The sequence below is a fragment of the Curtobacterium sp. L3-7 genome (assembly GCF_048756585.1).
Classification (GTDB): domain Bacteria; phylum Actinomycetota; class Actinomycetes; order Actinomycetales; family Microbacteriaceae; genus Curtobacterium.
Genome location: NZ_CP151474.1, coordinates 3,568,631 through 3,594,794, shown reverse-complemented (window position 1 = coordinate 3,594,794; position 26,164 = coordinate 3,568,631). Strand labels below are relative to the sequence as shown.

The following is a 26,164-nucleotide window of genomic DNA, read 5'->3' as shown; positions in this document are numbered from 1 at the left end:
CCCCGGTGACGGGTACGACACCGAACAACAGCAGGCCCCGGCGGATCCCGCCGGGGCCTGCTGCGTTGTCGGGCGAGGCCGCCCGGCGGCTACGGCCGCTCCGTGTCGTCCAACGCCCCGCCGTTCAGCACCGACAGGCGCTCGAGTCCGGCTTCGGCGACGAGCTGCCGAGCGAGCGGGCGGGCCCGTGCGACGGCCTCGTGCACGTCGACGCGGGTCACCTCACCGTGCTCGAGGCTCAGCGACCCGTCCACCCACACGTCCTCGATCTCCCGACTGCCCGCCACGAAGACCACGGCCTGGTAGGGGTCGTGGACGTTCGCGAGCGTCGGGCTCTCCCCGTCGAACACGACGACGTCCGCACGCTTCCCTGGTTCGAGCGACCCGATGGAGTCCTCCATCCGGAGCGCAGCGGCACCGCCGATGGTGGCCATCTCGAACGCCTCGCGCGCACTCATCGCGGTGGCCTGCAGGTCACGGATGCGGGCGAGGAGTGCAGCGGTCTTCATCGCCTGCAGGAAGTCCTGCGAGTCGTTCGAGGCCGGGCCGTCGACCCCGATGCCGACGGGCACGCCGAGCGCGCGGAGTTCCGCGACGGGTGCGATGCCGCTGGCGAGGATGCCGTTCGCGACGGGGTTGTGCGCGACGCCGACCCCGTTCGCGGCGTAGCGCTCGCGGTCGTCGCGGTCCATCCACACGCTGTGTGCGGCGATCACGGGCACCTGGAACATCCCGGTGGCCTCGGCGTGCCCGACGACGGTGCGGCCGGTGCGCTGGCGGGCGGCGGTGACCTCCTCGCGGACCTCGTGGACGTGGACGTGGATGCCGTGGCCGCCCGCGACGGCGTACTCGATGTGCGACTCCCACGCCGCGTCGGTGTACCGCCCGATGGAGGACATGCCGACCCGGAAGGTGCTGTAGCGACTGGCGTCGGCGGTCTCGCGGAGCGCGTCGAACTCCTCCAGGATCGGGCCGGGTCCGAAGCCGCGGTCGACGTCGCCCGACCCGAACGAGACGACGCCGCGGAGCCCGAGTTCCTCGAGCGCCCGGACGACACCGAGGGTGGCCGGTTCGCCGGGGATCGGGTCCGAGCAGAACATGTCGTTCGCGGTGGTGACGCCGCTGCGCAGCATCTGGATGCCCTGGAGCATCGTGCCGGCGTACGCCTTGTCGCGCGTCATCACGGGGTTGACGTGCGAGATGAGCTCCTGTAGCCACTCCCACAGCGTGTACTGCGAGCCGATCCCGGTGATGAGCCCCTCGCTGAAGTGCCCGTGCGTGTTCACGAAGCCGGGCGTCACGATGTCGTTCGAGCCGCCGCGGACCGTCGCAGAGGGGTGCGCCGCGCTCAGTTCTGCAAAGGTCCCGACCGCGGCGATGCGGTCGCCGTCGAGCAGGACCGCACCGTCGCGGATCGCGGCCGGGGTGTCGCTGTGGTCGGGGGCGGCGGTGAGGACCCATCCGCCGCGGATCAGGATCTGGGACATGCTCCGACGGTATTGAGCGCGTGTCACGAGGGTGTTTCCGCACGGTCACCAACAGCCGCGCGGGCAGGCCCCCGGAACGCCGGGGCGTGGATCGGCCCCGCGCCGTCGACGAGTGGCCGACCGGATGCACCGGTGCGCACCGCGATCACCTCGGCCATGATCGAGATCGCCATCTCGGCAGGGGTCGTGGCGCCGATGTCGAGTCCGATGGGGGAGCGCAGTCGGTCGAGGTCCGGGGTCCCGAGCTCGTGGAGCGCGGACAGCCGGCGGGCGTGCGTCGCGCGGGAGCCCATCGCGCCGACGTACCCGGCCCCGCGTCGGAGTGCGAGGTCGATCACGGCGGCGTCGAACCGGTCGTCGTGCGAGAGCAGCACCACGGCGGTCCGCTCGTCGATCGGCAGGTCGGCCAGCACCCGCGGCGGCCAGCCGACGATGCGCTCCCGGGCGGCGGGGAACCGTTCGTCGGTCAGGAACACCGGACGCGGGTCGACCACGGTGACGGCGTGGCCGAGCATCGCCGCCGTGTTGGTGACGGCGACCGCGAACTCGACGGCACCGACGACGATGCACCGCGCGCGCACGTCGGCGTGCTCGGTGAAGACGCGTCCGTCGCAGCGGTCGGCGACAGCGAGCGTGTCGGGCTCGAGCGACAGTCCCATGGACACGGGGTCCCCGGCAGCAGCCGCGCGGAGTGCTCGGACGACGACCCGGTCCGACGGATCGATGCGGTGCACGAGCACCTCGACCCGTCCGCCGCACCGCAGCCCCGGGGCCCAGACCGCGTCGGCGGGGTCCTCGAACCCGAACCGTTCGAGCACCGGCTCCCCGGTCGACATGACCTCCTCGGCGGTCAGGAACAGCGACCCCTCGATGCACCCGCCGGAGATCGTCCCGACGACCTGTCCGTCGGGGAGCAGCGCCATCGAGGTGCCCGCCCCGCTGGGCGCACTGCCCGTGACGTCGACGGCGGTCGCGACGACGACGGGGTCGCCGCCGTCGAGCACGGCCAGGAGGCGCGGTGCGAGTTCGAACATCACGCACCTCCGTCGGTGGGCCGTCCGGCGCCCGTGGCGAGCGCCCAGATCCGGTCGCGGGTCATGGGCAGCCGGTACGGGCGGACGCCGATGGCATCCCGCACGGCGTTCGCGATCGCCGGCGCCACGGGGTTGTACGGCGCCTCGCTCATCGACTTCGCCCCGAGTGGTCCGAGCGGGTCGTGGGTCGCGGCGAAGCGCACCTCCGTCCGCGGCACGTCGGAGATCTTCGGGACGCGGTACGCGCGGAAGCTGTCTGTCGTCACCCGGCCGGTGTCGTCGAGGACCACTTCTTCGTAGAGCGTGGACCCGATCGCCTGCGCCGAACCGCCCTCGACCTGGCCGCGGAGCTGCTCGGGGTTCAGCACGGTGCCCGCGTCGACGGCCTGCACGCTCTGCAGCACCCGGACCTCGCCGGTGGGCCGGTGCACCGCGACCCGGGCGCCGTGCACCGTGAAGGCCAGCGACCGCGGGGTCCCGTCGTGCGTGCCGTGCGCGACGAGCGGACCGTGCGCCAGCAGTTCGTCGACCGTGACACGTTCGTCGCCGACCCGGACCCCGTCGGGCTCGATCGCCACGGCAGGACCGAGCACCCCGCTGGCGGTCCTGGGCGTCCGCGCGGCGACGAGCTCGAGCGCCCGCGCGGTCATGTCCTCCCGGAGCGCCTGCGCGGCCGCGTACAGGGCTCGGCCGGCGACGACGACGCCCGCCGATCCGAACGCCCCGGTGTCGTAGCGCGCTGCGTCGGTGTCGGACTGGTGGACGTCGACCCGGTCCGGGGTGGTCCCGAGCGCGGTGGCGACGAGCTGCGTGTGCACGGTCGTCGTCCCGTTGCCGAACTCGGCCGTCCCGACGCCGATCCGGTAGCGACCACCCGCGGTGAGTTCGACGGAGGTGTGGGCGTGGTGGCCACGTGGCGGCATCGTCGCGATGGCGGCGAGCGCGATGCCCGTGCCGGTCGCCCAGTCCGGGGAGTCGTCGAGCGGTGGCCCGTCCATCGCGGGTGCCTCGGTGACGGGTCCGCCGGCGAGTGCGTCCTCGACGAGGTCCAGGCACTGGTCGAGCCCGTAGCTGCCCTCCCACCGCAGGTCGGACTCCTCGTGCGGGTCGGTCACGACGAGCGGGTCGCCCGGCACGATCACGTTGCGCCGACGGAGCTCGATCGGGTCGATGCCGAGCTCGTGCGCCAGGTCGTCCATCGCCGACTCGATCGCGAACACGACCTGCCCGAGCCCGTAGCCGCGGAACGCCCCAGACGGCAGGTTGTTCGTGTACACCGACTCGGCGTCGACGCGCTTCACCGGGCAGCGGTAGACCGCGACGGACTCGCTCACGGAGTGGAACATCACGCCGACGCCGTGGTTGCCGTACGCGCCCGTGTCCATCGTCTGGTCGACGTGCATCGCCGTCAGCGTGCCGTCCGCCGTCGCGCCGAGCCGGACCCGGACGCGCATCGGGTGCCGGGTCGGGGCGATCGTGAACTCGTCGCGCCGGCTGAACTCGTACTGCACGCTGCGACCGGTGCGGAGCACCGCGAGGGTGACGAGGTCCTCGGTGAGCATCTCCTGCTTGCCGCCGAACCCGCCGCCGACACGCTTCGCGACCACGCGGACACGGTCCGGGTCCAGACCGAAGACCCGCGCCACTTCGTCCCGGACCAGGAACGGGACCTGCGTGGCGGTCCGCAGCACGAGCCTCCCGTCCGCGTCGACGGAACCGCGCGTCGCGTGCGTCTCGAGCGCGGCGTGCGAGACGCGACCCGTCGTCCACGTGCCGTCGACGGTCGCGGCGGAGTCCGCGAGCGCGCGCTCGACGTCCCCGGTCTCGCCGTGCAGCGCGGCGACGACGTTGCGGGCGGGTTCTGCGATGCGGTGCTCGACCGTCGTCTTGTCTGCGTGCAGGAGCGGCGCACCAGGAGCGCGCGCGGCGTCGGGGTCGTGCACGCTCGGCAGGACCTCGTACTCGACGCGGACGAGCGCGCACGCCTGCTCGGCGATCCGGACGCTGTCCGCGACGACGGCTGCGACGCGCTGGCCACGGAAGCGCAGCACCTCGTCGAACACCAGCGTGTCGTCGGGGTCGTCGAGGCGGGACTCGTGCCGGCCGGTGGAGAACAGCACGCCGGGGTCGTCGTGATGGGTGAGCACCGTGTGGACGCCGTCGAGCGCCTCGGCCTCGGTGGTGTCGATCGACACGATGCGGGCGTGCGGGTGCGGGCTGCCGAGGACGGCGAGGTGGAGCAGCGCCTCGGTCTTCCTGACGTCGAGCGTGTACTCCTCGTTCCCGGTGACGATGCGCATCGCTGCAGGGGCGGCGACGGACTGCCCGACCGCTGCTCCGGCGCCGGCGCACACCGTGTTGCGGACGCCGTCCAGGGCGTCGGAGATCGCGCGGTACCCGGTGCACCGGCAGAGGTTCCCCTTGAGCTTCCGGTGGCGGTCGTCGAGGTCGTCGGCGTCGAGCGTCGATGCGGTCACGACGTAGCCCGCGGTGCAGAACCCGCACTGGAACGCCGCGGCGTCGGCGAACGCGCGCTGCACCGGGTGCGGCTGCTCCGGCGTGCCGAGTCCGGCGGCCGTGGTGACGGTGCGCCCCTCGAGGCGGTGCGCAGGGGTGATGCACGAGTGCACCGGGGTCCCGTCGACGAGCACCGAGCACGCGCCGCAGTCGCCGGAGTCGCAGCCCTTCTTCACCGAGGTGACCCCGTGCTCGCGGAGGAGCGTCCGCAGCACCTGCCCCGGTTCGGGCGTGACGTCGAGCCGGGTGCCGTCGACCTCGAACCTCACGACGCACCTCCCGCGCTCGCCGCGTCGTCCAGGAGCTCGTGTGCGAACCGGGTGCTGACCGCTCGACGCCAGTCGGGGGAGCCGTGCGGGTCGTCGTACCAGTCGTCGTGCGCGGCCATCGCGGCGTCGAGTTCGGCCGCGGACGGGACCGTCGTGGAACGGAACACGAGCGGACGGGGCGTGGCGGCGGTGACGACGAGCACGAACCCGCTCGCGTCCCACCGGGCGGTCACGAGCGCCCCTGACCTGCCGTGCGGGCTGAGGGCGACCCGGCGGTACCCGGTCGTGGCACGGAGCGCAGCGGTCGGTACCTCGAACGCCCGGATCACCTCGCCGGGTCCGAGGTCCAGCGTCCTGACCCCTCGCACCAGCTCCGCGACCGGCAGTCGCCGCGAGCCACCGGACGGCGTCCAGACCACGGCGATCGCGTCGAGGGTGCAGAGCAGCGCGGTCATCGCCCCGGCGGGGAGCCCGACGGCGACGTTCCCGCCGACCGTCGCGGCGTTCCAGACCTTGAACGAGGCCAGGAGGGCGTTCGCGCACTGGTCGACGAGCGGCCAGGCGCGCCAGTCGTCGTCTGGTGCGAACCGCAGGAGCGATGCGATCGTGCACGTCGCCGCGATCGTGAGCGTTCCGGGGGACCGCTCGACGTCGGGCCAGCCGAGCGTCGTGAGGTCGACGAGGCCGGTCAGCCCCGGTTGCTCCTCGGAGAAGAGCCAGGTGCCGCCGGCGAGCGGCCGCTCACCTGGTTCGAGTGCGAGTTCGTCGCGGTGCGACGGCGTCCGCACGGTGCGGACGGTGACGAGGTCCATGGACGGGTCCGATCTGGGCGTGGAGGAACAGGGCGTCTGCGCTGATCGGCTGTCGGCCGTGCGCGATCATGCCCCGGTTCCAGGCCATCGCTGATCTCCTCGATCGGTGGTGTCGTGGGCGCCACACTAGGAAACGAGTGTTTCGGCCCCGTTTCCGGCGCGGAACGTCTCGTGACGACGGGTTCGCCTCGTGACGACGGGGTCGCCTCGTGATGGCTGGCATGCTCGGGGTATGCAGACCCGGACCGTCGGACTCGTCCTCGCCGCCGGCGCTGGCACGCGCATGGGCCGGCCGAAGGCGCTCGTCCGTGACGACGCCGGCCGACCGTGGCTGGAACTGGCCGTCGGGGCACTGCTCGACGGCGGCTGTGACGGCGTCGTCGTCGTCCTCGGTGCCGCCGCCGACGAGGCCCACGCGCTCGTCCCCGCACGGACAGCGGTCAGCGTGACCGTCGCAGAGCGGTGGCGGGACGGGCTCGGTGCCTCCCTCGACGCCGGCCTCACCGCGCTCGAGGTGGACCAGGCGGTCGATGCCGCCCTGGTCACCCTGGTCGACCTGCCCGGGCTCCCGGCCGATGCGGTCCGCCGGGTACTGGGGCCGAGACCCCGCGTGGACACGCTCCGCCAGGCCGTCCACGACGGCCGTCCGGGGCACCCCGTCCTCCTCGGTCGCGCGCACTGGCCCGCTGTCCGCGCCGAACTCGACGGGGATCGGGGCGCCGGCGCGTACCTGCGCCGGAACGGCGCAGATCGTGTCGAGTGCGCCGACCTGTGGGACGGCTCTGACCAGGACCGACCGGCGCCGTGACGGACGGGAGGCCCGTGGCGATCCCGCCACGGGCCTCCCGTCGGTCCTGCTGCCCGGTTGCTACGCGGTGGCCGTCGCGCGCGACTCGGCGAGCGTCGGGTAGTCGGTGTAGCCCTCGGCGCCCTGGCCGTAGAACAGCTCGGGGCGGGGATCGTTGAGCTCGGCGTCGTGCTCCCAGCGGTGCGCGAGGTCCGGGTTCGCGATCGCGGCGCGTCCGGCTGCGACGGCGTCCGCGTGGTCGCCGTCGACCAGGGCGATCGCCTCGTCGCGGGTGGTCAGCGCGCTGAAGCCCGAGTTCACGATGAACGGGGCGCCCGCCGTGCGACGGATGTGCTGCACGAGCTCGCCGGTCGGCTCGGCGTGCAGGACGTCGACGAACGCCAGGCCGAGCGGTGCGAGACCCTCGGCGAGGGCGGTGTAGGTCGCCAGCACGTCCGCCGGGTCGTTCTCGATGACGCCCTGGATGCCGTGCTCCGGCGACAGGCGGATGCCGGTGCGGTCCGCGCCGATCGCCTCCGCGATCGCGGTGGTGACCTCGATCGCGAAGCGGGCACGGTTCTCCGGGGAGCCGCCGTACTGGTCGGTGCGGGTGTTCGACGTGCTCGACATGAACTCGTGCACGAGGTACCCGTTCGCTCCGTGCACCTCGACGCCGTCGAGGCCGGCGGCGATCGCGTTGCGGGCGGCCTGCACGAAGCCCTGCACGGCGTCCTGCACCTCGGCGGTGGTCAGCTCGTGCGGGACCGGCATGTCGGCCTTCGAGCCGTCGGCCAGGTGGGTCTGTCCCGGTGCTGCGACGGCGGACGGTCCGACGATGCGGGGCGTGCCGGCGATCGACGGGTGCGAGACCCGGCCGCCGTGCATGAGCTGCATGACGATGGTGCCGCCGGCCGCGTGCACGGCGTCGGACACGCGACGCCATCCGGCGATCTGCTCGTCGGTCTCGATGCCGGGCTGGCCGGGGTACGAGCGGCCTTCCTGGACGGGCCAGGTGCCCTCGGTGACGATGAGACCGAGGCTCGCACGCTGCGCGTAGTGCTCGACGAGCAGGTCGTTCGGGACGCCGTGCTGGCCGGCGCGCGTGCGGGTCAGCGGGGCCATGACGATGCGGTTCGACAGGGGGAGTGCGCCGAAGGTGGCGGGTTCGAAGAGCTTCACGACGAGGTGGAACGTCGTGTTGCTCGGTGCAATTCCGGCACGGGGTCGATTCCCAGTTCCAGGGCGACGCAGTCCCGTCTGGCCCGGTCTTGGTGGGCTCAGTCGCGTGGGCAGACCAGCGTGGAGGACCGGACCTGCCCCTCCGGCCGGATCACCTGGTGTCGCGAGAGCGCCGCGCCGCACATCGGGCACGGGCGGTCGATGCTGCGGTCGTCGACGCCTTCCGGGTGCCCTGCACCGATCTGCGACGGACCCATCTTGCGGATGAGCGTGCTGTTCCAGCGTTCGTACCAGCTGCCGAAGCGTCCCACGATGGTCCTTTCATTCGTGCACTCATCATTATGGCACGAACGAATGCGGATCACACGGTGTCGACGAGTTCAAGGAGTTCCGTCAGCTCGTCCTTGAGTCGTTCGAGTCGGTCGAGCGGCCACCCGAGCCGGTCCGCGACGGCGATCGGCACCGAGCGGGCGCGCTCGCGGAGTGCTCGTCCGGCGGTCGTCAGGGAGACCTCGAGCTGTCGTTCGTCGCTGCTGCTCCTGGTGCGCTTGACGTACCCGGAGGCCTCGAGCCGCTTGAGCAGCGGGCTGAGCGTCGCGGACTCGAGGCGGAGTTCGCCGGCGATCTCGCGCACCGAGCGGGGGTCGTGCTCCCACAGGGCGAGCATCACGAGGTACTGGGGGTGCGTGAGGCCCATCGGTTCGAGCAGGTCGCGGTACAGCCCGATGACGCTGCGGCTCGTGGCCGCGAGCGCGAAGCAGAGCTGTCGGTCGAGGGCGAGGGGGTCGATCTCGGTCTGCGCCATGCGCCCAGCGTACCGTTCGTGTACGAACGATCGCGCGCATCGGGTGCTCGTGCGGGTGGTTGCGCGTGCAAGGGGCGACAGGACCGCTGTCGTACGACAGCGACGGTGTCGTTCCGAGTCGGCAGCGCGGGCGGGCGCGGCGGGCAGCGCGGGGTGGGCGCACGGACAGGAGGCCCGGTGCCGGTCCGACGGACCGGCACCGGGCCTCCAGGCTGGTGCGTCGCTACGCGCGGTGCGCCGGCGGGTGACCGGACTCGTGCGCGTTCGCGTCGGGCTCGACGGGGAGCGCGTGCGAACCGGTGTGGGTGTCGTCGTGCCCGGCGACCGGGTGGGAGCGCTCGAGCTTCGCGCCCTCCACGTCGACGTCCGGCACGATGCGGTCGAGCCACTTCGGGAACCACCACGCGCTCTGGCCGAGCAGGTGCATCGCCGCCGGGATGAGCAGCATGCGGACGACGAACGCGTCGACCAGCACACCGAACGCCAGGCCGAAGCCGATGGGCTTGATCGTGGAGGAGTCCGAGAAGATGAACCCCGCGAACACCGAGATCATGATGATCGCCGCCGCCGTGACCACCGCCCGACCGGCATGCAGACCACGCTGGACGGCGACCTTCGCCGATGCGCCGTGGGCGTACGCCTCCCGCATGCCGGACACCAGGAACAGCTGGTAGTCCATCGCGAGCCCGAACAGGATGCCGATTTCGATGATGGGCAGGAAGCTCAGGATCGGTGCGGGGTCGTGCACCCCGAACACGCTGCCGAGCCAGCCGAACTGGTAGATGGCGGTCAGGCCACCGAAGGACGCCAGGACCGACAGGATGAAGCCCGCCGTCGCCGTGATCGGGACCAGGAAGGACCGGAACACGATGATCAGGATGATGAGCGACAGGCCGACGACCACCACGAGGTAGAGCGGCAGGACGTTCGCGAGCTTCTCGGACACGTCGATGTTGGCCGATGCGTTGCCCGCGACGCCGAGCGATGCCTTGCCGTCGTCGACGGTCACGTTCTGCGCGCGGAGGTCCTTGACGAGGTTCTCCGTGGAGACGCTGTCCGGGCCGCCGTTCGGCTTCACCTGGAAGGCGATGATCGAGCGGTCCTTCGACGCGCCGATCGGCAGGACGGCGTCGACGTCGTCGTTCTTCGCGATGGCCTCGCCGATGGTGACCTCGGTCGCCGTGACGTCGTCCTCGTCGATGGCCTTCGGCAGGGTCGCGACGACGAGGAGCGGTCCGTTCTGACCGGCGCCGAACTCCTTGTCGAGGGTCTTGTAGGCCTTGTACTGGCTGGATTCGACGGCCTCGGACGAGCCGCTCGGCAGGCCGAGGCGCATCTGCGCCGCAGGCAGCGCGATGGTCCCGAGCACGGCGACCCCCGCCACCAGGGTGATGATCGCGCGCCAGGTCGACATCGGCTTGTTCGGGACCCGCGTCGAGCCCGTGTTGCCGATGCGTGCGCGTTCCTTCTTCCGCAGGATCCGCATGCCGATGAGCGAGAGCAGTGCCGGTGTGAACGACGTCGCGATGCAGATCGCGAAGAAGACCGCGACCGCGCCGACCGTGCCCATCAGGCCGAGGAACGGGATGCCGGTGATGTTCAGCGCGAGCAGGGCGACGATGACGGTCGCGCCCGCGAACACCACGGCGTTCCCGGAGGTGCCGTTGGCGAGCCCGATGGACTCGTGCACCTGCATGCCCTGCTTCAGCTGGGTCCGGTGTCGGTTCAGGATGAACAGCGAGTAGTCGATGCCGACCGCCAGGCCCAGCATCACCCCCAGCACCGGCGTCACCGAGATGAACTCGACGAGGCTCGAGAAGGACAGTGCGGCGAGCGATGCCACGCCGACGCCGAGCAGCGCGCTGACGAGCGGGACCGCGGCGCCGATGACCGTGCGGAGCATGAAGAACAGCACGAGCGCGGCGATGATGACACCGGCGATCTCACCCGGGCCGAGGATGGACGGCACGCCCTGGGCGATGTCGTTCGACACGTAGACGTTCACGCCGCTGATGCCGGCGGAGTCGGCCTTGTCGGAGATGGCCGTCTTCGTGGTCTGCGGGACCTCGTACGTGGACTTCGTGAACTGGACGGTGCCGATCGCGGCGCTGCCGTCCTTCGAGACGAAGCGGATGTCCTTCGACAGGTCGAGGAGCTTCGTGCCCTGCTGCAGCTCCTGCTCGCTGTCGTCGAGCTTCTGCGTGTTCGCGTCGATCGTCTTCTGTGCGTCGGCGATCTGCTGCTCACCGGCGGTGATCTGCTGCTGCTGGGCGTCGATCTGCGCCTGTGCCTGCGCGAGCTGGGCCTCGGCGGCGGCTGCCGCGGCGCCACCGGCCGCCGCTGCCTGCTGCTTCTGCGTGTCGAGCTGCGCCTGGGCGGCGGCGATCTTCGTCTTGCCGTCCTCGATTTGCTGCTTCTGCGCGTCGAGCTGCTGCTGCCCGTCGGTGATCTTCGTGCGGCCGTCGTCGATCTGCTGCTGCCCGTCGACGAGCTTCTGGCGCTGGTCGTCGAGCTGCTGCTGGGTGTCGAATCCGCTGGTCGCGCCCTTGACGCCCTTCAGGTCCTCGAGGTCCTTCATGAAGTCCGCGATGTCGGTCTTCTGCGCGTCGGTGAACGCGTCGCCGCTCTTTGTCTCGAAGACCAGCGTGCCGTTGCCGCCGTTCGCGCTCGGGAACTTGTCCGCGAGTTCGTCCTGCACCTGGGACGTCTTGGTGCCGGGGATGGTGATCGACGACGAGATGGACCCGGCGAACAGTGCGTACGTGCCGCCCGCGATCCCCATGATCACGATCCAGGAGACGATCACGAGCCAATGCCGCCGAGCGGAGAATCGTCCGAGGCGGTAGAGCAGACCGGCCATGCGGTGCCCCGTTCCTTTCGTTGTGGTGGTGCTGGTTGGGCGGGGCACGCCGGTGGACCCCTGGAGGTGCAGTCTCAGTGCGCGGGCATGTACCCGCTGCGGACGCTGTGCACGAGCCTGCCGAGCAGGGCATCCCAGTCGTCGAGCGCTTCTTGGTCGAGGCGCGGGCCGGTCGTCCGCAGCCAGTGTTCGGCGATCACGACGATCCCGCTCATCAGGGACTCGACGAGCAGCCACGCGTCGAGCTCGTCGGCGCCGGGGTAGCGGCGGGCGACCTCGATCCGGAGGCGCTCGGTGACCCTGGTGAACGCCGTCTGGATGAGCACGGCGGCCTTCTGGTTCTCCTTCTCGGGATCGCCGAGGATCCGGTACATGCTCGCGATCGCCGGTGCGATGTCCGCCCCGCGTGCGGCTGACTCGAGCTCGTCGAACATCGATGCCCGGCTGCCGTCGCCGACCGGGGTGTTCGCGACGTCGCTCAGGAACCGGTCGATGATCACCGAGAGTTCCTGCTCGCAGACCGCCAACAGGACCTCGTCGAGGGACCCGAAGTGGTTGAAGACCGTGCGGCGGGCGATGTCCGCACGGGTGGCGAGGTCGTCGACGCTGAAGTCGCGATCGCCACGTTCCTCGACGAGGTCGCGAGCGGCCTGGAGGATCGCCGCGCGGTGCTTCGCCTTGAGGGCGGCACGACGGTCGATCGAGAGGGTCACATCGAAGACACTAAGTGCATCGATGCACTGAGTGCACCAATGTGGAGTGGATCTTCAGACACGTACCCCATGCGGAACAGGTGTTCTGCACACGTGTGCTCGTGGTTGACTGGCGGTTGCCCCGACCGCCGTACGAAGGAGTACCGATGTCCGTCCGCCTGTCCCCGGAGACCCTCGACGAGATCGCGGCGAGCGGGATCGCCGTCCCCACCTACGACCGTGCCGGGATCACCGCCGGCATCGTCCACTTCGGCGTCGGGGGCTTCCACCGCGCGCACCAGGCGATGGTGATCGACCGGCTGCTGCAGCAGGGGGAGGCCCGCGAGTACGGCATCTGCGGCGTCGGGGTCCTCGAGCAGGACCGCAGGATGGCCACCGCGATGGCCGACCAGGGCGGCCTGTACACGCTGGTCCTCAAGCACCCGGACGGCTCGCTCGAGACCCGCGTGATCGGCAGCATCGTCGACTACATGCTCGCCGTGGACGACCCGGACGCCGTCGTCGAGAAGATGGCGAACCCGGAGACGAAGATCGTCAGCCTCACCATCACCGAGGGTGGCTACAACTTCGACCACGTCACGGGGGAGTTCGTCGCCGACGAACCGGGCGTCGTCGCCGACCTCCGCGGGGACCAGCCGCCGCACACCGTCTTCGGCCTCGTCGTCGAGGCGCTCCGCCGCAGGCGCGATCGTGGCGAGCAGCCGTTCACCGTCATGTCGTGCGACAACATCCTGGGCAACGGGCACGTCGCCCGGGACATGTTCACCGCCTACGCCCGCCTGCAGGACCCGGCGTTCGCGGACTGGATGGACGAGCACGTGTCGTTCCCGAACTCGATGGTCGACCGGATCACGCCCGTGACGACCGACGACGACCGGGCGATGGTGCGCGACGACCTGGGGATCGAGGACGCCTGGCCCGTCGTCGCCGAGCCGTTCTTCCAGTGGGTGCTCGAGGACGACCACCCGGCTGGTCGCCCGCCGTACCAGGACGCCGACGTGCAGATCGTCGAGGACGTCGAGCCGTACGAACTCATGAAGCTCCGGCTCCTCAACGCGTCGCACCAGGGCCTCTGCTACTTCGGCTACCTCTCCGGGTACCGCTACGCGCACGAGGCGACGCAGGACCCCGCCATCGCGACGTTCCTGCGCCGCTACATGGACGAGGAAGCGACCCCGACGCTGCACCCCGTGCCCGGCATCGACCTCGAGGACTACAAGTCGACGCTGATCGAACGCTTCCAGAACCCCGAGGTGCGGGACACCCTCGCGCGCCTCTGCGCCGAGTCGAGCGACCGCATCCCGAAGTGGCTGCTGCCCGTCGTCCGCGACAACCTCGCGTCCGGCGGTCCGGTCACGCTGTCCGCCGGCATCGTCGCGTCGTGGGCGAGGTACGACGAGGGAACCGACGAGTCCGGCGAGCCGATCCAGATCGTCGACCGGCTCGCCGAGTCCCTCAACCGGATCGCCATCACGCAGCGGGACGACCGGCTCGCCTTCATCGCGAACCGGCAGGTCTTCGGCGACCTCGTCGACGACGAGCGCTTCGTCGCGGCCTACCGCGACGCCCTCGACGGACTCATCGCCGACGGCGCGCACGCCACGGTGGAGCGCTTGTCGCGTTCCTGACGCGGGTCGCGCCCTGCGCGTGACCGGAAGACGGACGGGAGGCTCGTGGCGGACTCCGCCACGAGCCTCCCGTCCGTGTCGTACCGGGGTACCACGCCGCGCGCGGTGAGATCGGCGGCGACGACGATGTGGGGCGGTGGCTTCCGTTCGTAGCGTTGCCCGCATGATCGAGATCCAGAACCTGACCAAGCGCTACGGCGAGAAGGTCGCCGTCGACGACGTGTCGTTCACCGTGCGCCCCGGTGTCGTGACCGGCTTCCTCGGCCCGAACGGTGCCGGCAAGTCCACGACCATGCGTGCCGTGATGGGCCTGGACAGCCCCACGTCCGGCAGTGCCGTGGTCGACGGACGCCCGTACCGGGAGCTCCGCGACCCACTGCGCCGCGTCGGCGCCCTGCTCGAGGCGAAGGCGGTGCACCGGGGCCGGAGCGCCCACGACCACCTGCTCGCCCTCGCTGCGACGCACCGCATTCCCAAGGCACGGGTCGACGAGGTCATCGGCATGACCGGTCTCGAGCAGGTCGCGAAGAAGCGTGTCGGCGGGTTCTCGCTCGGCATGGGCCAGCGACTCGGCATCGCCGCGGCGCTCCTCGGCGACCCGCAGACGCTCATCCTCGACGAACCCGTCAACGGGCTCGACCCAGAGGGCGTCGTGTGGGTCAGACAGCTCGCCAGGAGCCTCGCCGCCGAGGGGCGCGCGGTGTTCATCTCCAGCCACCTCATGAGCGAGATGGCGCTGACCGCCGACCGGATCGTGGTGATGGGCCGCGGGCGCGTCCTCGCGGACACCGACCTCGCCGACCTGGTCGCCGCGTCCACCGAGCGGTCCGTGTCGGTCCGGACGCCGGAGCCTGACCGGCTCATGGCGGCCATCGCCGGCCCCGACGTCGTGATCACGTACGACGATGACGGCTCGCTGCACGTCCGTGGGCTCGGAGCCGAGCAGATCGGCGAGGCAGCGGCGCGGACCGGTGTCGTCCTGCACCGACTCGCGTCGACCGAGGCGAGTCTCGAACAGGCCTACCTCGAGCTCACGCACGACGAGGTCGAGTACCGATCGGAGGTGGCCCGATGAGCGCCACGATGACAGCAGGGGCCACCAGGACCCTGCACCAGCACGACGCGGCACGGCTGCACTTCAGTGGTGTCCTGCGCTCGGAGTGGATCAAGATGCGGTCGCTCCGATCGACGATCTGGAGCCTCGTGGTCCTCGTCGTCCTGCCCGTCGGCATCGGCGTCCTGCTGGCGTCGCTGGCGAACGACGACGGCCGGAGCTTCACGGGTGACGCCGCCAGGAACGCCCTCGTGCAGTACAGCACGGTCGGCACGACGATCTCGGTCCTCGTCGTCGCGGTGATCGGCGCCCTCGTGGTCACGGGCGAGTACGGCACCGGCATGATCCGGTCGACGTTCGCCGCGGTTCCCCGCCGGTGGGAGGCGCTCGCCGCGAAGGGCATCGTCCTCGCCGTCACGATCTTCGTCGCGAGCGCGATCAGCGTCTGGGCGACGGCCTTCGTGACGGTTCCGATCGCGAACGCGAACCACGTCGAGGCGTCCCTCGACGGCAGCGTCGCGATGCCGCTGCTCGGTGCGTCGGTGTACGTGACGCTCATCGGTCTGCTCGCCTTCGCGGTCGGCGTCATCGTGCGCTCCACCGCGGGGGCGATCGCCAGCGTGCTCGGGCTCATGCTCGTCGCACCCGTCATCGTGCAGCTCGTGCAGGGGTTCACGAACGCGAAGTGGCTCGGCACGCTGAACAACCTCCTCCCGCAGAACGCCGGGCAGCCCCTGATGCAGTTCGGGACGAAGGACACCTCTGGCTGGCACGACGGGGTCCTAGCCTTGGGAGGGTGGAGCGGCTTCGCGGTGCTGACGGCCTGGGTGGTCGTCGCGATGGTGACGGCACTCGTCCTCGCGCAGAAGCGGGACGCGTGAGGCGACCCCGATCCGTCCCCGGTGCCGCCACTCACGGCGACACCGGGGACCTCACGCTGCCCGTCGCCCCCGGACCGCTCCGCCGGCTGTGGGCGGAGCACCCGCGGGTGGCCGACGTGTCGCTCATGGTCTTCTGGGGAGCGCCGGAGGTCGTGTTCGCGATCGCCGGGCTCTGGCGTGCGAACTCGTCGGTCACGGACACGGTCGTCGTCATCTGCCTCGTCCTCGTCGCCGTCGCCGGCATCCCCTTCCGCCGAACCCGTCCGCAGATCACCGTCGTCGCAGCTCTGGCATCGGTGGTCGCGATGGCGTGGACCGAGGCGGGCTACTCGCCGATGTTGTTCGCCGCCTTCGCCGCGTGCGTGTGGTGGTCGCGCGCGGCCGGGTGGTGGAGCATCGCCGTCGCGTCGGTGCTCGGCGCCGCGGCCACCGCCGTCCGGGTGTGGTTCGTGGCCCCCGGCTCCGGAGGGCTCGCCGAGGTGTTCGCACCAGCGCTGCCGGCGTTCCTGGTGATCGCCGTGCTCATCGGCACCACGGTCGGGGATCGCCGTCGCTACACCGCGGCGCTCATCGACCGCGCGCACCAACTCGCACGCGAGCGGGACCAGCAGGCGCAGCTCGCCGCCGCGGCCGAACGTGCCCGGATCGCCCGCGAGATGCACGACATCGTGTCGCACTCGGTCACCGTGATGGTCCGGCTCGCTGAGGGCGCTGCCGCGAGCATCCCCGCATCGGAGCCGTCGGCAGCGGCGATGCGCGGGGTCGCCGAGGTCGGCCGGAGCGCCATGACCGACATGCGCCGCATGCTCGGCGTCCTGACCGACGCGGACCAGGACTCGGCAGCAGGGCCGGACGAACGGGCGCCCCAGCCGGTGCTCCGTGACCTCCCCGAACTCGTCGACGGGTTCCGTGCGCTCGGCACCCCGGTCACGCTCGAGGTCGCCGGGGCATCACCGGCCGACGAGACGCTGCAGCTCACCGTCTACCGGATCGTCCAGGAGGGCCTGACGAACGCCGTCCGCTACGCACCCGACGCCCGTACGGTGTCGGCGGGCGTGGTGAGCACCGCCCACGAGGTCCTGGTCACCGTGACCGACGACGGGCGCACGGAACGACCGTCCACGCCGATCGGGTCCGGCCGTGGACTCGTCGGCGTCCGGGAGCGGGCCCACGCGCTCGGCGGCACCGTCGACGCCGGGCCGCGCCCCGACGGCGGGTGGGAGGTCCGGGCGTCGATCCCGATCCGGATGGGCGAGCCGTGATCCGCGTCGCGATCGTCGACGATCAGCAGCTGATCCGCACCGGGTTCCGCCTGCTCCTCGATGCCCAACCCGACATCGAGGTGGTCGGGGAGGCCGAGGACGGCGCCGCCGGGGTGCAGCTCGCACGCGCACACCGCCCGGACGTTGTGCTCATGGACGTCAGGATGCCCCGGGTGGACGGCGTGACGGCGACGGCGGCGATCGTCGAGCAGGTCCCGGAGTCGCGCGTGCTCGTCCTCACGACCTTCGACCTGGACGAGTACGCCTTCGGAGGACTGCGGGCCGGTGCGAGCGGATTCCTGCTCAAGGACATCAGCTCGGCGCAGCTCCTCGACGCCATCCGTGCCGTCGCGTCGGGCGAGGCGGTCGTGTCACCGCGTGTGACGCAGCGGATGCTCGAACTGTTCGGCACCCGGCTGCCGGACCCCGACCAGCACACGGGTGACGCGGCGGCGGCGTTGACGCCCCGGGAACGAGACGTGCTGCTCGCCATGGCCGGCGGGCTGTCGAATCCTGAGATCGCCGCGACGCTGCACACGAGCGAGTCGACCGTGAAGACGCACGTGGGGCGGGTGCTCGCGAAGTTGGAGCTGCGGGACAGGGTGCACGCCGTGATCTTCGCGTACGAGCACGGGCTGGTGCGCGACGGTCGCTGACGCGACCGTGACGGGGAGCTGGTCGGGTGACGGTCGCGGCGGCGGACGGGAGGCTCGTGGCGGCGTCGTCACGAGCCTCCCGTCCGGCACGGATCACGTAACGAGTGCGCGGACCCTGGCCGCCAGGGTCCGCTGCGCCGGGTCGGCGCGGACCGCAGCATCGACGACTGCGTCGACCCGCTCCACCAACGATCCGGTCGGGGGAGCGGCGCCGAGTCGCGCCGCTCCTCGTGCCAGGAGCCCGTCGACGTCGCCGCGTCCACGGCCGACCGCCTTGACCGCGGCAACCGCGTTCATGAGTGCGCTCTCGGCCGGCGACCACGGACGGGCCCACGACGGGGCCGTGTCGCCGAACACGCCGCCCACCTCGAGGTCGACGCGCTCGAAGAGCGACCAGTCGGTGAACCGGACGAAGACGAGTCGCCGGCCTCGTTCCTCGTCCGGATCGAGGCGCAGTGACTCCACCGTGCCGATCGTGCCGAGCGCCGACGGGAGGGACTCGAGCGCCTGGTCGCCGATCGTGCCGACGCCCCACCGGAGGTCGATGTCACTGAACTCGTCCTCGGTGCCCGCTGCCCGCGATCCACGGAGTGTCACGACGCTCCCCGGGGCCGCGTGGGCCAGCGCGGTCGTGAGGGCGCGGATCCGGTCGTCGGCGCTGACGGAGAGACCCATGCCGCGAGGCTAGCCGCCGCACTGCCGTATGGTCCTGGTGTGAACCGGACGGACCGCCTGTACGCGTTGGTCGAGGAGCTCCGTGCCGCTGCGCCGGCCCGTCGGAGTGCGACACGGCTGGCAGAGCGGTTCGGCGTCAGCACGCGGACGGTCGAGCGGGACCTCCGCGCACTGCAGGAGTCGGGCGTCCCGATCTGGGCGGACGCCGGGCGGACCGGCGGTTACACGATCGACGCTCGCGCGACGCTCCCGCCGCTCGGACTCACGGTGGACGAGGCACTCGCCGTGTCGATCGGGCTCGGCGCGCTCGCTGGGAGTCCGTTCCGGGACGCCGCGGCGTCTGCTGCACGCAAGGTGACGGCGGTCCTGACGGAGGACGACGCGGCGCGGACGGCGCGGCTCGCGAGCAGGGTGCACCTGTTGGAATCGGGTGACCGTGCTGCGCCGCCGACGGGGCTCGCGCGCGCACTCACCGACGGGCGGGTGCTGCGGATGACCTACCGGGACGCACACGGGGCCGCGTCCGAACGCCTCGTCGAGCCCCTCGGGTACATCGGCAAGGGCGAGGACTGGTACCTCGTCGCGTGGTGCCGCCTGCGCGATGGCGTCCGGGTGTTCCGCGGCGATCGGGTGCTGCACGTCGAGGAGACCGGGGAGCGCTCGCCGGCCCGGACGATCGCGGTCGAGGATCTCGACATCCCGCACGGGGTGCTCCGGCCGGTGCTCGGTCGTCCGGGTTCCTGAAGCGCCGGTTCTTGAAACACCGACAAGACGGTGTCGCCGCGGTGGAGGATGCTCGGGACGTCGGTCACCGCGGCCGACGGAGAGGCCACCATGTCTGGCGAATTTGCGGGCACGGATGGTGACCATGGAGCCGGATGGAAGGTGCCGTCACAGGTGCTCGCCGACGGGCAAATGTATGCATGGAACGTTCAGGTCGCGGCTCCGACTCAACCTGGCTTGGGGGCGGGATATAGCGCTTCCAGCGCTCCCGCCGTTGTTCGATCATCTGATGCGCTCTTGCCCGATTCCTTGCCCGCGCCTGACGAAAGCGCGGTAGAGGGCACGGAAGCGACTAGTTCCGGCAGTGGCAGCGCCAAGCGGGCGACGGCACTGGAGGTACGTGCCTCTTTCATTGGTAGCGATAAGCCGCATTACTCGGGTGGGGATATGTCCGTGCACAGGTGGTGGACAAATGTGGGCTGCAAGTATTCAGCGAAGGCCGCCGTCACAGCAGTCTTGCAGCGAAAGACCAATGGATGCTGGTCCAAAATCGGCAAAGGGGAGACGCTCAAGAACCCGGCCTCTGGTGGCGGCCCGGGGAAGCGTGCAGCGGCATGCTGCACCTGCAGTGGCAGTACTAAATGGGATTGGCGACCCTACGTCACGGTTGACGTATATACGGTCAAAGAAACAGTCCCTGGAGCACATGGGCAGACGGTGACGCAGGCAGGCAAAAGTAGTATGGTCAGAGATATGGATACCGAGATCATCGACGTAGCCGGCGAGCGGTTTGAGATAAAACGCGACGCCAGTGGGCGGCTAGATATTACGTGGGTATCGGGGCCAAATGAGAATTACGGGTTTTCTATGACGGAAGTCGGAAACTCGAGCGGCCATCCGATCGGCAATCGTTCTACCGTCGAATCCGAAATTCGTTCCTTCCTCGCGGACATCGATCCTGCTACTGGCTTCTTGTTCGACTGAGTAACTTATTCGGTTCCTGTCGACTTCCGTCCGTCGCATGCCCGCATGCCCGCATGCCTGCATGACGGACGGGGGCTTCGGCTTCGCATCAACCGAGCCCCGCTGCGGGATCGGCTATTGAGACGGGCCGCCGCCGGCCGGGTGACTACTCAAAACGGCTTCGACGATCGAGCACACCAGGCCAACCGCAAGTTCGTCACGGACGCGGGGTGGAGGCGGTGCTCTTCGTGACGGCGAGGTAGCCGTAGGTGGTGTCGAAGGCAGCCTTGGTGCTGCGATCGCCGGTGCCTTCCACGGCGAACTCGACATCCCGCACGGGGTGCTCCGACCGGTGCTGCGGCAGGCGTATTGAACCGCACTCCTGAAACACCGACATGACGGTGTCGCCACGGTGGAGCATGCTCGGGACGTCGGTCACCGCGGCCGACGGAGAGGCCACCATGCAGTTCGCATCCATCCGCATCATCACCGACGACCTCGACCGCATGACCGCGTTCTACGAGCGCGTCACGGGGACGACCGCGAGCCGCCCGGCTCCGGTGTTCGCGGAGGTCGTCACCGGCGGCCTGGTCCTCGCGTTGGCGTCCCCGGCGACCGTCGCGATGCTGGCGAGCGACGCGCCGATCGCGCAGTCGAACGGCAGCGTGGTCGTCGAGTTCCTGGTGGACGACGTCGACGCCGCGTTCGACGCGCTGCAGGCAGACCTCGACGACGTGGTGCTGCCGCCGACGACGATGCCGTGGGGCAACCGGTCGACGCTGTTCCGGGACCCCGACGGCAACCTCGTGAACCTGTTCTCCCGCCCGGCCGCCTGAGCCTCTGACAGCCTGAGCGGCGTCGGCCCTCACCGCGGGTCGCGGAGCCGGTCGTGCAGCTCGCGGGCTGCCGCGCCCAGGGCTGCTTCCGCAGCCGGCTGGGTGCCCGCGGCCACCTCGGACGCACTCAGCGCCGCGACGGCGAACCGGGAGCCGTCGGCGTGCTCGACCACGCCGATCTCGTGCCGGAGGTTCAGGAGCGTCCCCGTCTTGGACGCCCAGGTCGAGGCGTCCGACGCGAAGTCGGGGGCGATTCGGTGCCGGATGACGTTGCCGTGCAGGTGCTCGCGGAGCCGGTGCGCGACGGCGGGTCGGACGCCCCGTTCGTTCCAGATCGCGGCGAGCAGGTCGACCCACGCACGTGCCGTACCGGTGTTGGTCCGCGCGACGTCGAGCTGCCGGACGGGGTGCCCGTGCGCCGGTGTCGACCCGCGGATCGCGAGCGTGTGGGCGAGGTGTGCCTCGTCGGGCGCGAACCGTTCGAGCGGTGTGTCGGACAGGTCGCGGAACGGGTGGCGGACGGCGATGCCGGTGAGGTGCAGCGCGGTGAGGTCCGCCGTCACGTCGGCGGGCGGGACGAGCTCGAGCAGGGCGTCCGCCGCGCCGTTGTCGCTGATCGTCAGCGCGAGGGACACGAGGTCGTCGACGGCGATCACGGCCGCGTGCCGGAACCGTCCGGTGCCCGGGGTCCCCTCGGTCGGGTTCCCGGCGGGCACGGTCACCGCCTGCGCGCCGTCGAGCCTGCCGTCCTCGACGCGGTCCAGCACGGCGAGGGCGATCGGCAGCTTCGTCAGCGAGGCGGCGGGGAGGGGCACGTCCGCGTCGAGCGCGATCTCGTGACCGGTGTCGAGGTCGCGGACGAGGATCGACGCGCGGAGCCCCGCCGCCCGGAGCTCGTCACGGACCCCGGCGAGGAACCGTTCATCCGACATCGGGCACCCCCAGCGCGACGGCCAGTTCGTCGGCGACCGCCCGCTGCACCGCGTCGGCGTCGAGCTCGCTCTCCGCGAGGACGGCGTACCCGCGTGCGAGCTCCGTGCCGACGAACGGTCGCCAGTGCAACCCGTACGCCACGGACTCCGCCTCCGAGCACAGCAGCAGGTCCCCGTCGGCGAGGACCGCGGCGAGCGAGGACGTCGTCGTCGCGTCCGTCGGCAGCTGGGACGGCAGGAGTCCAGCGGCTTCCGCCGCCCGGTCGAGGACGTCGCGGACGTGGGGCACGTCGTCCTCCGGTCCGATGCGGAGGCGACTGCCGTGGTCGTCGTCGTGCTGACGGATCGTGCGACGGGTGCGCAGCCCCTCCAGCCGGAGCGGGCGGTCGTTGTGGCGTCGGCCGGCTGCGCCGAGCGGGACCCGCCACCGTGCGCCGGCGGCCGGGACGGCGACGATCGACACCCGCACCGTCCGCGCAGCCGCGAGCTCGGCCCGGCGTGCCGGCGGTTCCCGACGCAGGTCGAGCCGCACGCCGGCTCCGCGCGCCGTGGCTTCGGCGACCGCGAGGTCCCTGGTCGTGCAGGTCTCCGGTACGGCGATCGACACCGGTCGGAGCCGGGCGCGGTCGGCGTCGAGCTCGAGTTCGTCCGCGAGTCGGACGAGCCGGCGGGCGGACGGCACGAGGTCCTTGCCGAACGGGGTCAGCACCGCGCTCCTGGAGCTCCGTTCGAGCAGGGGGCCGCCGAGGTGTCGTTCGAGGGCGTCGATGCGGCGGCTCGCGACCGACTGCGCGATGTCGAGCGCCGCGGCCGCGCGGGTGACGCCACCGCGTTCCTCCACCTCGACGAGCACGCGGCAGGCGGCGACGAGGTCCATGCCGTGCACCCTAATCCATGCCGATGTGGCATGGAACGGCGCCGTTCGGTCTTCGACAGCATGGGATCGAGGCACGATGCTGGGGACATGCGGACCAGGAACAGCACGGCTGTCGGAGCGATCGTCCTCGCAGCGGCCATCGCACTCACCGGGTGCAGTACGTCACCGGCGCCCGCCGCCTCCGCGTCCGCGTCGGTCTCCACACACTCCACCGACCGCGCGTTCGCGGTGCTCGAGCACCAGCACGACGCCCGACTCGGCGTCACCGCGATCGACACGGCGTCCGGGCACCGGGTGTCGTACCGGTCGGACGAACGCTTCCCGTTCGCGTCGACCAACAAGACGTTCATCGTCGCGGCGGTGCTCGCCCACGACTCGGACGCCGACCTCGACACGCTCGTGCACTACGACCGCAGCGACCTGCTCGAGTACGCGCCGATCACCAGCCGGTTCGTGGACACCGGCATGACCGTCCGCGAGCTGATCGACGCCGCGATGCGGTTCAGCGACAACACCGCGGCGAACCTGCTCGTCGAACGCGTCGGCGGCCCGGACGCCGTCGAGCGGTACCTCCGCGGCATCGGCGACCGCACCACGAACGTCGACCGCGTCGAGCCGGACCTGAACGAGGCAACCCCAGGCGACGACCGCGACACCACGACCCCTGCGCAGTTCGCGTCCGACCTGCGGCGGGTCCTGCTGGGGAAGACGCTCGACACCACCGACCGGACCCTCCTCCGCGACACGATGCTCGACAACACCACCGGGGCTGGCACGGTCCGCGCCGGGGTCGACCCCGCGTGGCCGGTCGCCGACAAGACCGGCACGGGGGAGTACGGCGTCCGGAACGACATCGCGGTGGTCTACCCGACCGGCCGTGCACCGATCGTCGTCGTGGTGATGACGGCAACGGACCGGTCGGACGCGAAGGCCGACGACCCACTGGTCGCTGCGGCGACGAAGCAGGCGGTCGCCGCTCTGCGGTGACGAGCGACCGGCGCGAACGGTGTGCCGACACTCACCCGAGCGTCGCGGCCCACCGCCCGATCGTGTCGTAGGCGCGCTCGCGGACCGGCTCCGTGGACAGCACGACGTCGTGCAACGCTCCCCGGAGCCGCCGCACGGTCACCTCCTCGCCGAGGGAGAGCGCCCGCCGTGCCACGACGTCGACGTTCAGTGCGACGTCCGCGTGCGCCATGCCGTCGTCCCACCGTGGCTGCAGCATGCTCTTGTCGCTGAGCATCACGAGGGCGGGGACCTCGAGGCCGAGGCCGCGCTCGACGGTGGCCTGCCCCTCGAAGACGGCGTCGAGCCAGCCCGGGTGCAGCGCGAACCCCCGCTCCGGCCGCCACCGCTGGTCGTACGTCCAGTTCCCCTCGCCGGACGCCGAGACGGTCCGCGTGTAGAACCCGGGGTCGACGGCGGGCAGCGGCGCGAGTGGGTTCCGCCGGGCGCCGAGCTTGACGAGCGGTGCGATGAACGCCCGCACGGCGGAGTCGGCCTGGAACTCGAGCCACGGGCTGTTGAGGATCAACCCGGACACGAGCTCCGCGTGCCGTGCCGCCCACAGCGACAGCGTGAGCCCGCCCGTCGAGTGGCCCATCGGCACCAGTCGGCGCTCGCCGCGGTGCTCCGACGCGATCGCGTCGAGGGCGGCGCCGATGTCCTCGTCGTACGTGGCGAGGTCCCCGATGTGGCCCGGTGTCTGGTGCGGACGCAGACTCCTGCCGTACTTCCGCAGGTCCAGTGCGTGGAACCGGGCGCCGAGCCGCTCGATGCGTTCGGCGAGTTCGGTCTGGAAGAAGTAGTCCGACCAGCCGTGGACGTAGAGCACGTCGACCCCGTGCAGCGGCCCGCGGGCGTGGAGCAGGTCGGCGGGTGATCGTCGCCGACGGACGAGGGTCGCGACGACCGGTCCCTCGAGGTCCTCGCCGAGCGGGAGCTCGAGCCGTTCGTACGGCGCGCCGAGGACGTCCTCGGTCCACCCGCCCTGCGTCATCCCTCGTTCCTACCGGTCCCCGGCACGGAGCGCACGGTGTCGGTCGGTCGACGGGCAGGTCAGCAGGCGGGGAGCGGCTGGCAGCGCGGACACCACCATGCCCGCCGCGGTGGAGAACCGGCGACGTCGACGTGGTCAGCGGCCTGCACGGCGGTCGCGCACCGGAGACACGGCCGTCCGGCACGACCGACGACCCAGTGCCGTTGCCCCTTCCCGCGGCGGCCCGTCGTCGTCTGGTAGGCGTCGGGCGTGGTCGCGGAGTGCCACAGCATCCGCCGCGCGAGGGCGAGGAGCGGCTCACCGTCGGCCGCCGAGACGGGGGTGGCCGGATGCAGCCCGCGGAGGAAGCACAGCTCGTTCACCCAGAGGTTGCCGAGCCCCGCGACGACCCGCTGGTCGAGGAGTGCTTCCCGGATCGTCGGCGCCGTCGAGGCGCGCAACCGGTCTGCGGCCGCGTGCACGTCGAACCCGTCGTGCAGGAGGTCGGGGCCGAGGTGCCCGAGGACGAGGGGTTCGTCCGCGGTGCGGAGGTGCTCGACCACCGGCAGGTCGAGCCCCCAGACCGTGCGCCCGTCGTCGAGGCCCATCCGGACCCGAGCACCCCGTGCGGCGCTGGCCGGGAGTCGTCGGCCGGCGCCGGTGATCGTCCACGAACCCTGCATGCGCATGTGCGTGTGCAGGGTCGAGCCGTCGTCGAACCGCGTCAGGAGGTGCTTGCCGTGCGTGGCGTGCCCCACGACCCGTCGCCCGTCGAGGCGCAGCCCGGCCGCGCGGCCGCCGCGGATCTCGCCCTGGTGGACGACGGCCCCGTCGACCTGCCGCAACCGGACCGCGAGGCGGAACACGGAGTCACCCTCGGGCATGGCAGCACGCTACCCGTGACCCCCGACGCCGTCGACGGACGAAGGCGGCCGCACCGACGGGGTCGGTGCGGCCGCCTTCCGCGGATCGAGTCCGGACGATCAGTGTCCGGTGTCGTCCTTGGCCTTCTCCGTCTGCAGGCGGTCCTCGGCCTTGCCCTGGTCGAACTGGCCCTGCTGGGTGAGCTCGGCGTCGTCGGTGTGCTTGCCGACGGCTTCCTCGGCCTTGCCGACGACCTTCTGCGTGACGTCCTTCGCCTTGTCTCCGAGTGACATGGTTCGATCCCTTCCTCGCGTGCTGGAGTTCTTCGGTGGAGCCGACGGTATGCCGACGTGCTCGGTGCGCTCTCGGGGT

The 26,164-nt window shown here is 71.2% G+C and carries 26 protein-coding genes; 10 read left to right on the top strand and 16 right to left on the bottom strand.

All coding sequences use genetic code 11. The features are described 5' to 3' along the window. Positions 1–89 precede the first annotated feature (89 nt). From AAEP80_RS17245 to AAEP80_RS17230, 4 genes are read right to left on the bottom strand one after another with little or no spacing between them, the layout of a single operon-like run. Positions 90–1,487: an amidohydrolase family protein gene (locus tag AAEP80_RS17245; RefSeq protein ID WP_413601245.1), complete on the bottom strand. Its 1,398-nt coding sequence runs from the start codon at positions 1,485–1,487 to the stop codon at positions 90–92. A 23-nt stretch (positions 1,488–1,510) separates the two neighbouring features. Then, entirely contained in the window at positions 1,511–2,521 is a 1,011-nt protein-coding gene (locus AAEP80_RS17240) for an XdhC family protein (protein WP_420365273.1), read from the bottom strand. Beyond that, positions 2,521–5,307 carry a molybdopterin-dependent oxidoreductase gene (locus tag AAEP80_RS17235; protein WP_420365272.1) on the bottom strand — a complete coding sequence of 929 codons (2,787 nt, stop codon included), beginning with the start codon at positions 5,305–5,307 and terminating at the stop codon, positions 2,521–2,523. Before AAEP80_RS17235 ends, AAEP80_RS17240 begins: the two co-directional genes overlap by 1 nt. Next, positions 5,304–6,119, bottom strand: a complete 816-nt coding sequence (locus AAEP80_RS17230; protein WP_420365271.1) for an FAD binding domain-containing protein — start codon at positions 6,117–6,119, stop codon at positions 5,304–5,306. The genes AAEP80_RS17235 and AAEP80_RS17230 overlap by 4 nt, the downstream gene beginning before the upstream one ends. 232 nt (positions 6,120–6,351) lie before the next feature. Between AAEP80_RS17230 and AAEP80_RS17225 the strand changes: the two genes are divergently transcribed. Beyond that, positions 6,352–6,927 (top strand): nucleotidyltransferase family protein, encoded by a 576-nt coding sequence (locus tag AAEP80_RS17225; RefSeq protein ID WP_420365270.1) that lies wholly within the window; start codon positions 6,352–6,354, stop codon positions 6,925–6,927. A 60-nt stretch (positions 6,928–6,987) separates the two neighbouring features. On the opposite strand, the gene AAEP80_RS17220 is transcribed toward AAEP80_RS17225, so the two are convergent. From AAEP80_RS17220 to AAEP80_RS17200, 5 genes are all read right to left on the bottom strand, one after another. Next, complete coding sequence (locus tag AAEP80_RS17220) at positions 6,988–8,085, bottom strand: alkene reductase (RefSeq protein ID WP_420365269.1); 1,098 nt, start codon at positions 8,083–8,085, stop codon at positions 6,988–6,990. Positions 8,086–8,183: 98 nt separating this feature from the next. Continuing rightward, entirely contained in the window at positions 8,184–8,396 is a 213-nt protein-coding gene (locus tag AAEP80_RS17215; RefSeq protein WP_402730100.1) for a hypothetical protein, read from the bottom strand. Positions 8,397–8,446: 50 nt separating this feature from the next. Continuing rightward, positions 8,447–8,890, bottom strand: coding sequence for a MarR family winged helix-turn-helix transcriptional regulator (locus tag AAEP80_RS17210; RefSeq protein ID WP_420365268.1), 444 nt, complete (start codon positions 8,888–8,890; stop codon positions 8,447–8,449). A gap of 223 nt (positions 8,891–9,113) precedes the next feature. Further along, on the bottom strand, positions 9,114–11,750 hold the full coding sequence (locus AAEP80_RS17205) for an MMPL family transporter (protein WP_420365267.1): 2,637 nt from the start codon (positions 11,748–11,750) through the stop codon (positions 9,114–9,116). A gap of 74 nt (positions 11,751–11,824) precedes the next feature. Beyond that, positions 11,825–12,463 carry a TetR/AcrR family transcriptional regulator gene (locus AAEP80_RS17200; RefSeq protein ID WP_281265412.1) on the bottom strand — a complete coding sequence of 213 codons (639 nt, stop codon included), beginning with the start codon at positions 12,461–12,463 and terminating at the stop codon, positions 11,825–11,827. A 146-nt stretch (positions 12,464–12,609) separates the two neighbouring features. Here AAEP80_RS17200 and AAEP80_RS17195 point away from each other — a divergent pair, with 146 nt between their 5' ends. From AAEP80_RS17195 to AAEP80_RS17175, 5 genes are all read left to right on the top strand, one after another. Continuing rightward, positions 12,610–14,091: a mannitol dehydrogenase family protein gene (locus AAEP80_RS17195; RefSeq protein ID WP_420365266.1), complete on the top strand. Its 1,482-nt coding sequence runs from the start codon at positions 12,610–12,612 to the stop codon at positions 14,089–14,091. Between the two features lie 163 nt (positions 14,092–14,254). Next, complete coding sequence (locus tag AAEP80_RS17190; protein WP_420365265.1) at positions 14,255–15,166, top strand: ABC transporter ATP-binding protein; 912 nt, start codon at positions 14,255–14,257, stop codon at positions 15,164–15,166. Further along, complete coding sequence (locus AAEP80_RS17185; RefSeq protein ID WP_420365264.1) at positions 15,163–16,026, top strand: ABC transporter permease subunit; 864 nt, start codon at positions 15,163–15,165, stop codon at positions 16,024–16,026. Before AAEP80_RS17190 ends, AAEP80_RS17185 begins: the two co-directional genes overlap by 4 nt. Then, positions 16,023–17,288 carry a histidine kinase gene (locus tag AAEP80_RS17180; protein ID WP_420365263.1) on the top strand — a complete coding sequence of 422 codons (1,266 nt, stop codon included), beginning with the start codon at positions 16,023–16,025 and terminating at the stop codon, positions 17,286–17,288. Before AAEP80_RS17185 ends, AAEP80_RS17180 begins: the two co-directional genes overlap by 4 nt. Further along, on the top strand, positions 17,285–17,944 hold the full coding sequence (locus AAEP80_RS17175; protein WP_420365262.1) for a response regulator: 660 nt from the start codon (positions 17,285–17,287) through the stop codon (positions 17,942–17,944). Before AAEP80_RS17180 ends, AAEP80_RS17175 begins: the two co-directional genes overlap by 4 nt. Positions 17,945–18,037: 93 nt before the next feature. Here AAEP80_RS17175 and AAEP80_RS17170 read toward each other — a convergent pair whose 3' ends face one another. After that, the gene (locus tag AAEP80_RS17170; protein ID WP_413601254.1) at positions 18,038–18,619 is read right to left on the bottom strand and encodes a hypothetical protein; all 582 of its coding nucleotides are present in this window, start codon (positions 18,617–18,619) and stop codon (positions 18,038–18,040) included. A gap of 39 nt (positions 18,620–18,658) precedes the next feature. On the opposite strand from AAEP80_RS17170, the gene AAEP80_RS17165 reads away from it, so the two are divergent. Both AAEP80_RS17165 and AAEP80_RS17160 read left to right on the top strand, forming a co-directional pair. Further along, positions 18,659–19,363 (top strand): helix-turn-helix transcriptional regulator, encoded by a 705-nt coding sequence (locus AAEP80_RS17165; RefSeq protein WP_420365261.1) that lies wholly within the window; start codon positions 18,659–18,661, stop codon positions 19,361–19,363. 90 nt (positions 19,364–19,453) lie between these two features. Further along, positions 19,454–20,326, top strand: coding sequence for a hypothetical protein (locus AAEP80_RS17160; RefSeq protein ID WP_420365260.1), 873 nt, complete (start codon positions 19,454–19,456; stop codon positions 20,324–20,326). 196 nt (positions 20,327–20,522) lie between these two features. Here the strand turns inward: AAEP80_RS17160 and AAEP80_RS17155 are convergent, their stop codons facing one another. Beyond that, positions 20,523–20,744 (bottom strand): hypothetical protein, encoded by a 222-nt coding sequence (locus AAEP80_RS17155; protein ID WP_420365259.1) that lies wholly within the window; start codon positions 20,742–20,744, stop codon positions 20,523–20,525. 22 nt (positions 20,745–20,766) lie between these two features. On the opposite strand from AAEP80_RS17155, the gene AAEP80_RS17150 reads away from it, so the two are divergent. Beyond that, entirely contained in the window at positions 20,767–21,141 is a 375-nt protein-coding gene (locus AAEP80_RS17150) for a VOC family protein (protein WP_420365258.1), read from the top strand. Positions 21,142–21,170: 29 nt separating this feature from the next. Here AAEP80_RS17150 and AAEP80_RS17145 read toward each other — a convergent pair whose 3' ends face one another. Both AAEP80_RS17145 and AAEP80_RS17140 read right to left on the bottom strand, forming a co-directional pair. Beyond that, positions 21,171–22,073: a serine hydrolase gene (locus tag AAEP80_RS17145; protein ID WP_420365257.1), complete on the bottom strand. Its 903-nt coding sequence runs from the start codon at positions 22,071–22,073 to the stop codon at positions 21,171–21,173. Next, a complete protein-coding gene (locus tag AAEP80_RS17140) occupies positions 22,063–22,950 on the bottom strand; it encodes a LysR family transcriptional regulator (protein WP_420365256.1) in 888 nt (295 codons plus the stop codon). Before AAEP80_RS17140 ends, AAEP80_RS17145 begins: the two co-directional genes overlap by 11 nt. 87 nt (positions 22,951–23,037) lie before the next feature. On the opposite strand from AAEP80_RS17140, the gene bla reads away from it, so the two are divergent. Further along, on the top strand, positions 23,038–23,937 hold the full coding sequence (gene bla / locus AAEP80_RS17135; RefSeq protein WP_420365255.1) for a class A beta-lactamase: 900 nt from the start codon (positions 23,038–23,040) through the stop codon (positions 23,935–23,937). A 31-nt stretch (positions 23,938–23,968) separates the two neighbouring features. On the opposite strand, the gene AAEP80_RS17130 is transcribed toward bla, so the two are convergent. The 3 genes from AAEP80_RS17130 to AAEP80_RS17120 form a co-directional block, all read right to left on the bottom strand. Further along, positions 23,969–24,949, bottom strand: a complete 981-nt coding sequence (locus AAEP80_RS17130; RefSeq protein WP_413601259.1) for an alpha/beta hydrolase — start codon at positions 24,947–24,949, stop codon at positions 23,969–23,971. Between the two features lie 59 nt (positions 24,950–25,008). Continuing rightward, positions 25,009–25,812 (bottom strand): DNA-formamidopyrimidine glycosylase family protein, encoded by an 804-nt coding sequence (locus AAEP80_RS17125; protein ID WP_420365254.1) that lies wholly within the window; start codon positions 25,810–25,812, stop codon positions 25,009–25,011. A 99-nt stretch (positions 25,813–25,911) separates the two neighbouring features. Further along, positions 25,912–26,085, bottom strand: coding sequence for a CsbD family protein (locus AAEP80_RS17120; protein WP_281265403.1), 174 nt, complete (start codon positions 26,083–26,085; stop codon positions 25,912–25,914). Between the last annotated feature and the right edge of the window lie 79 nt (positions 26,086–26,164).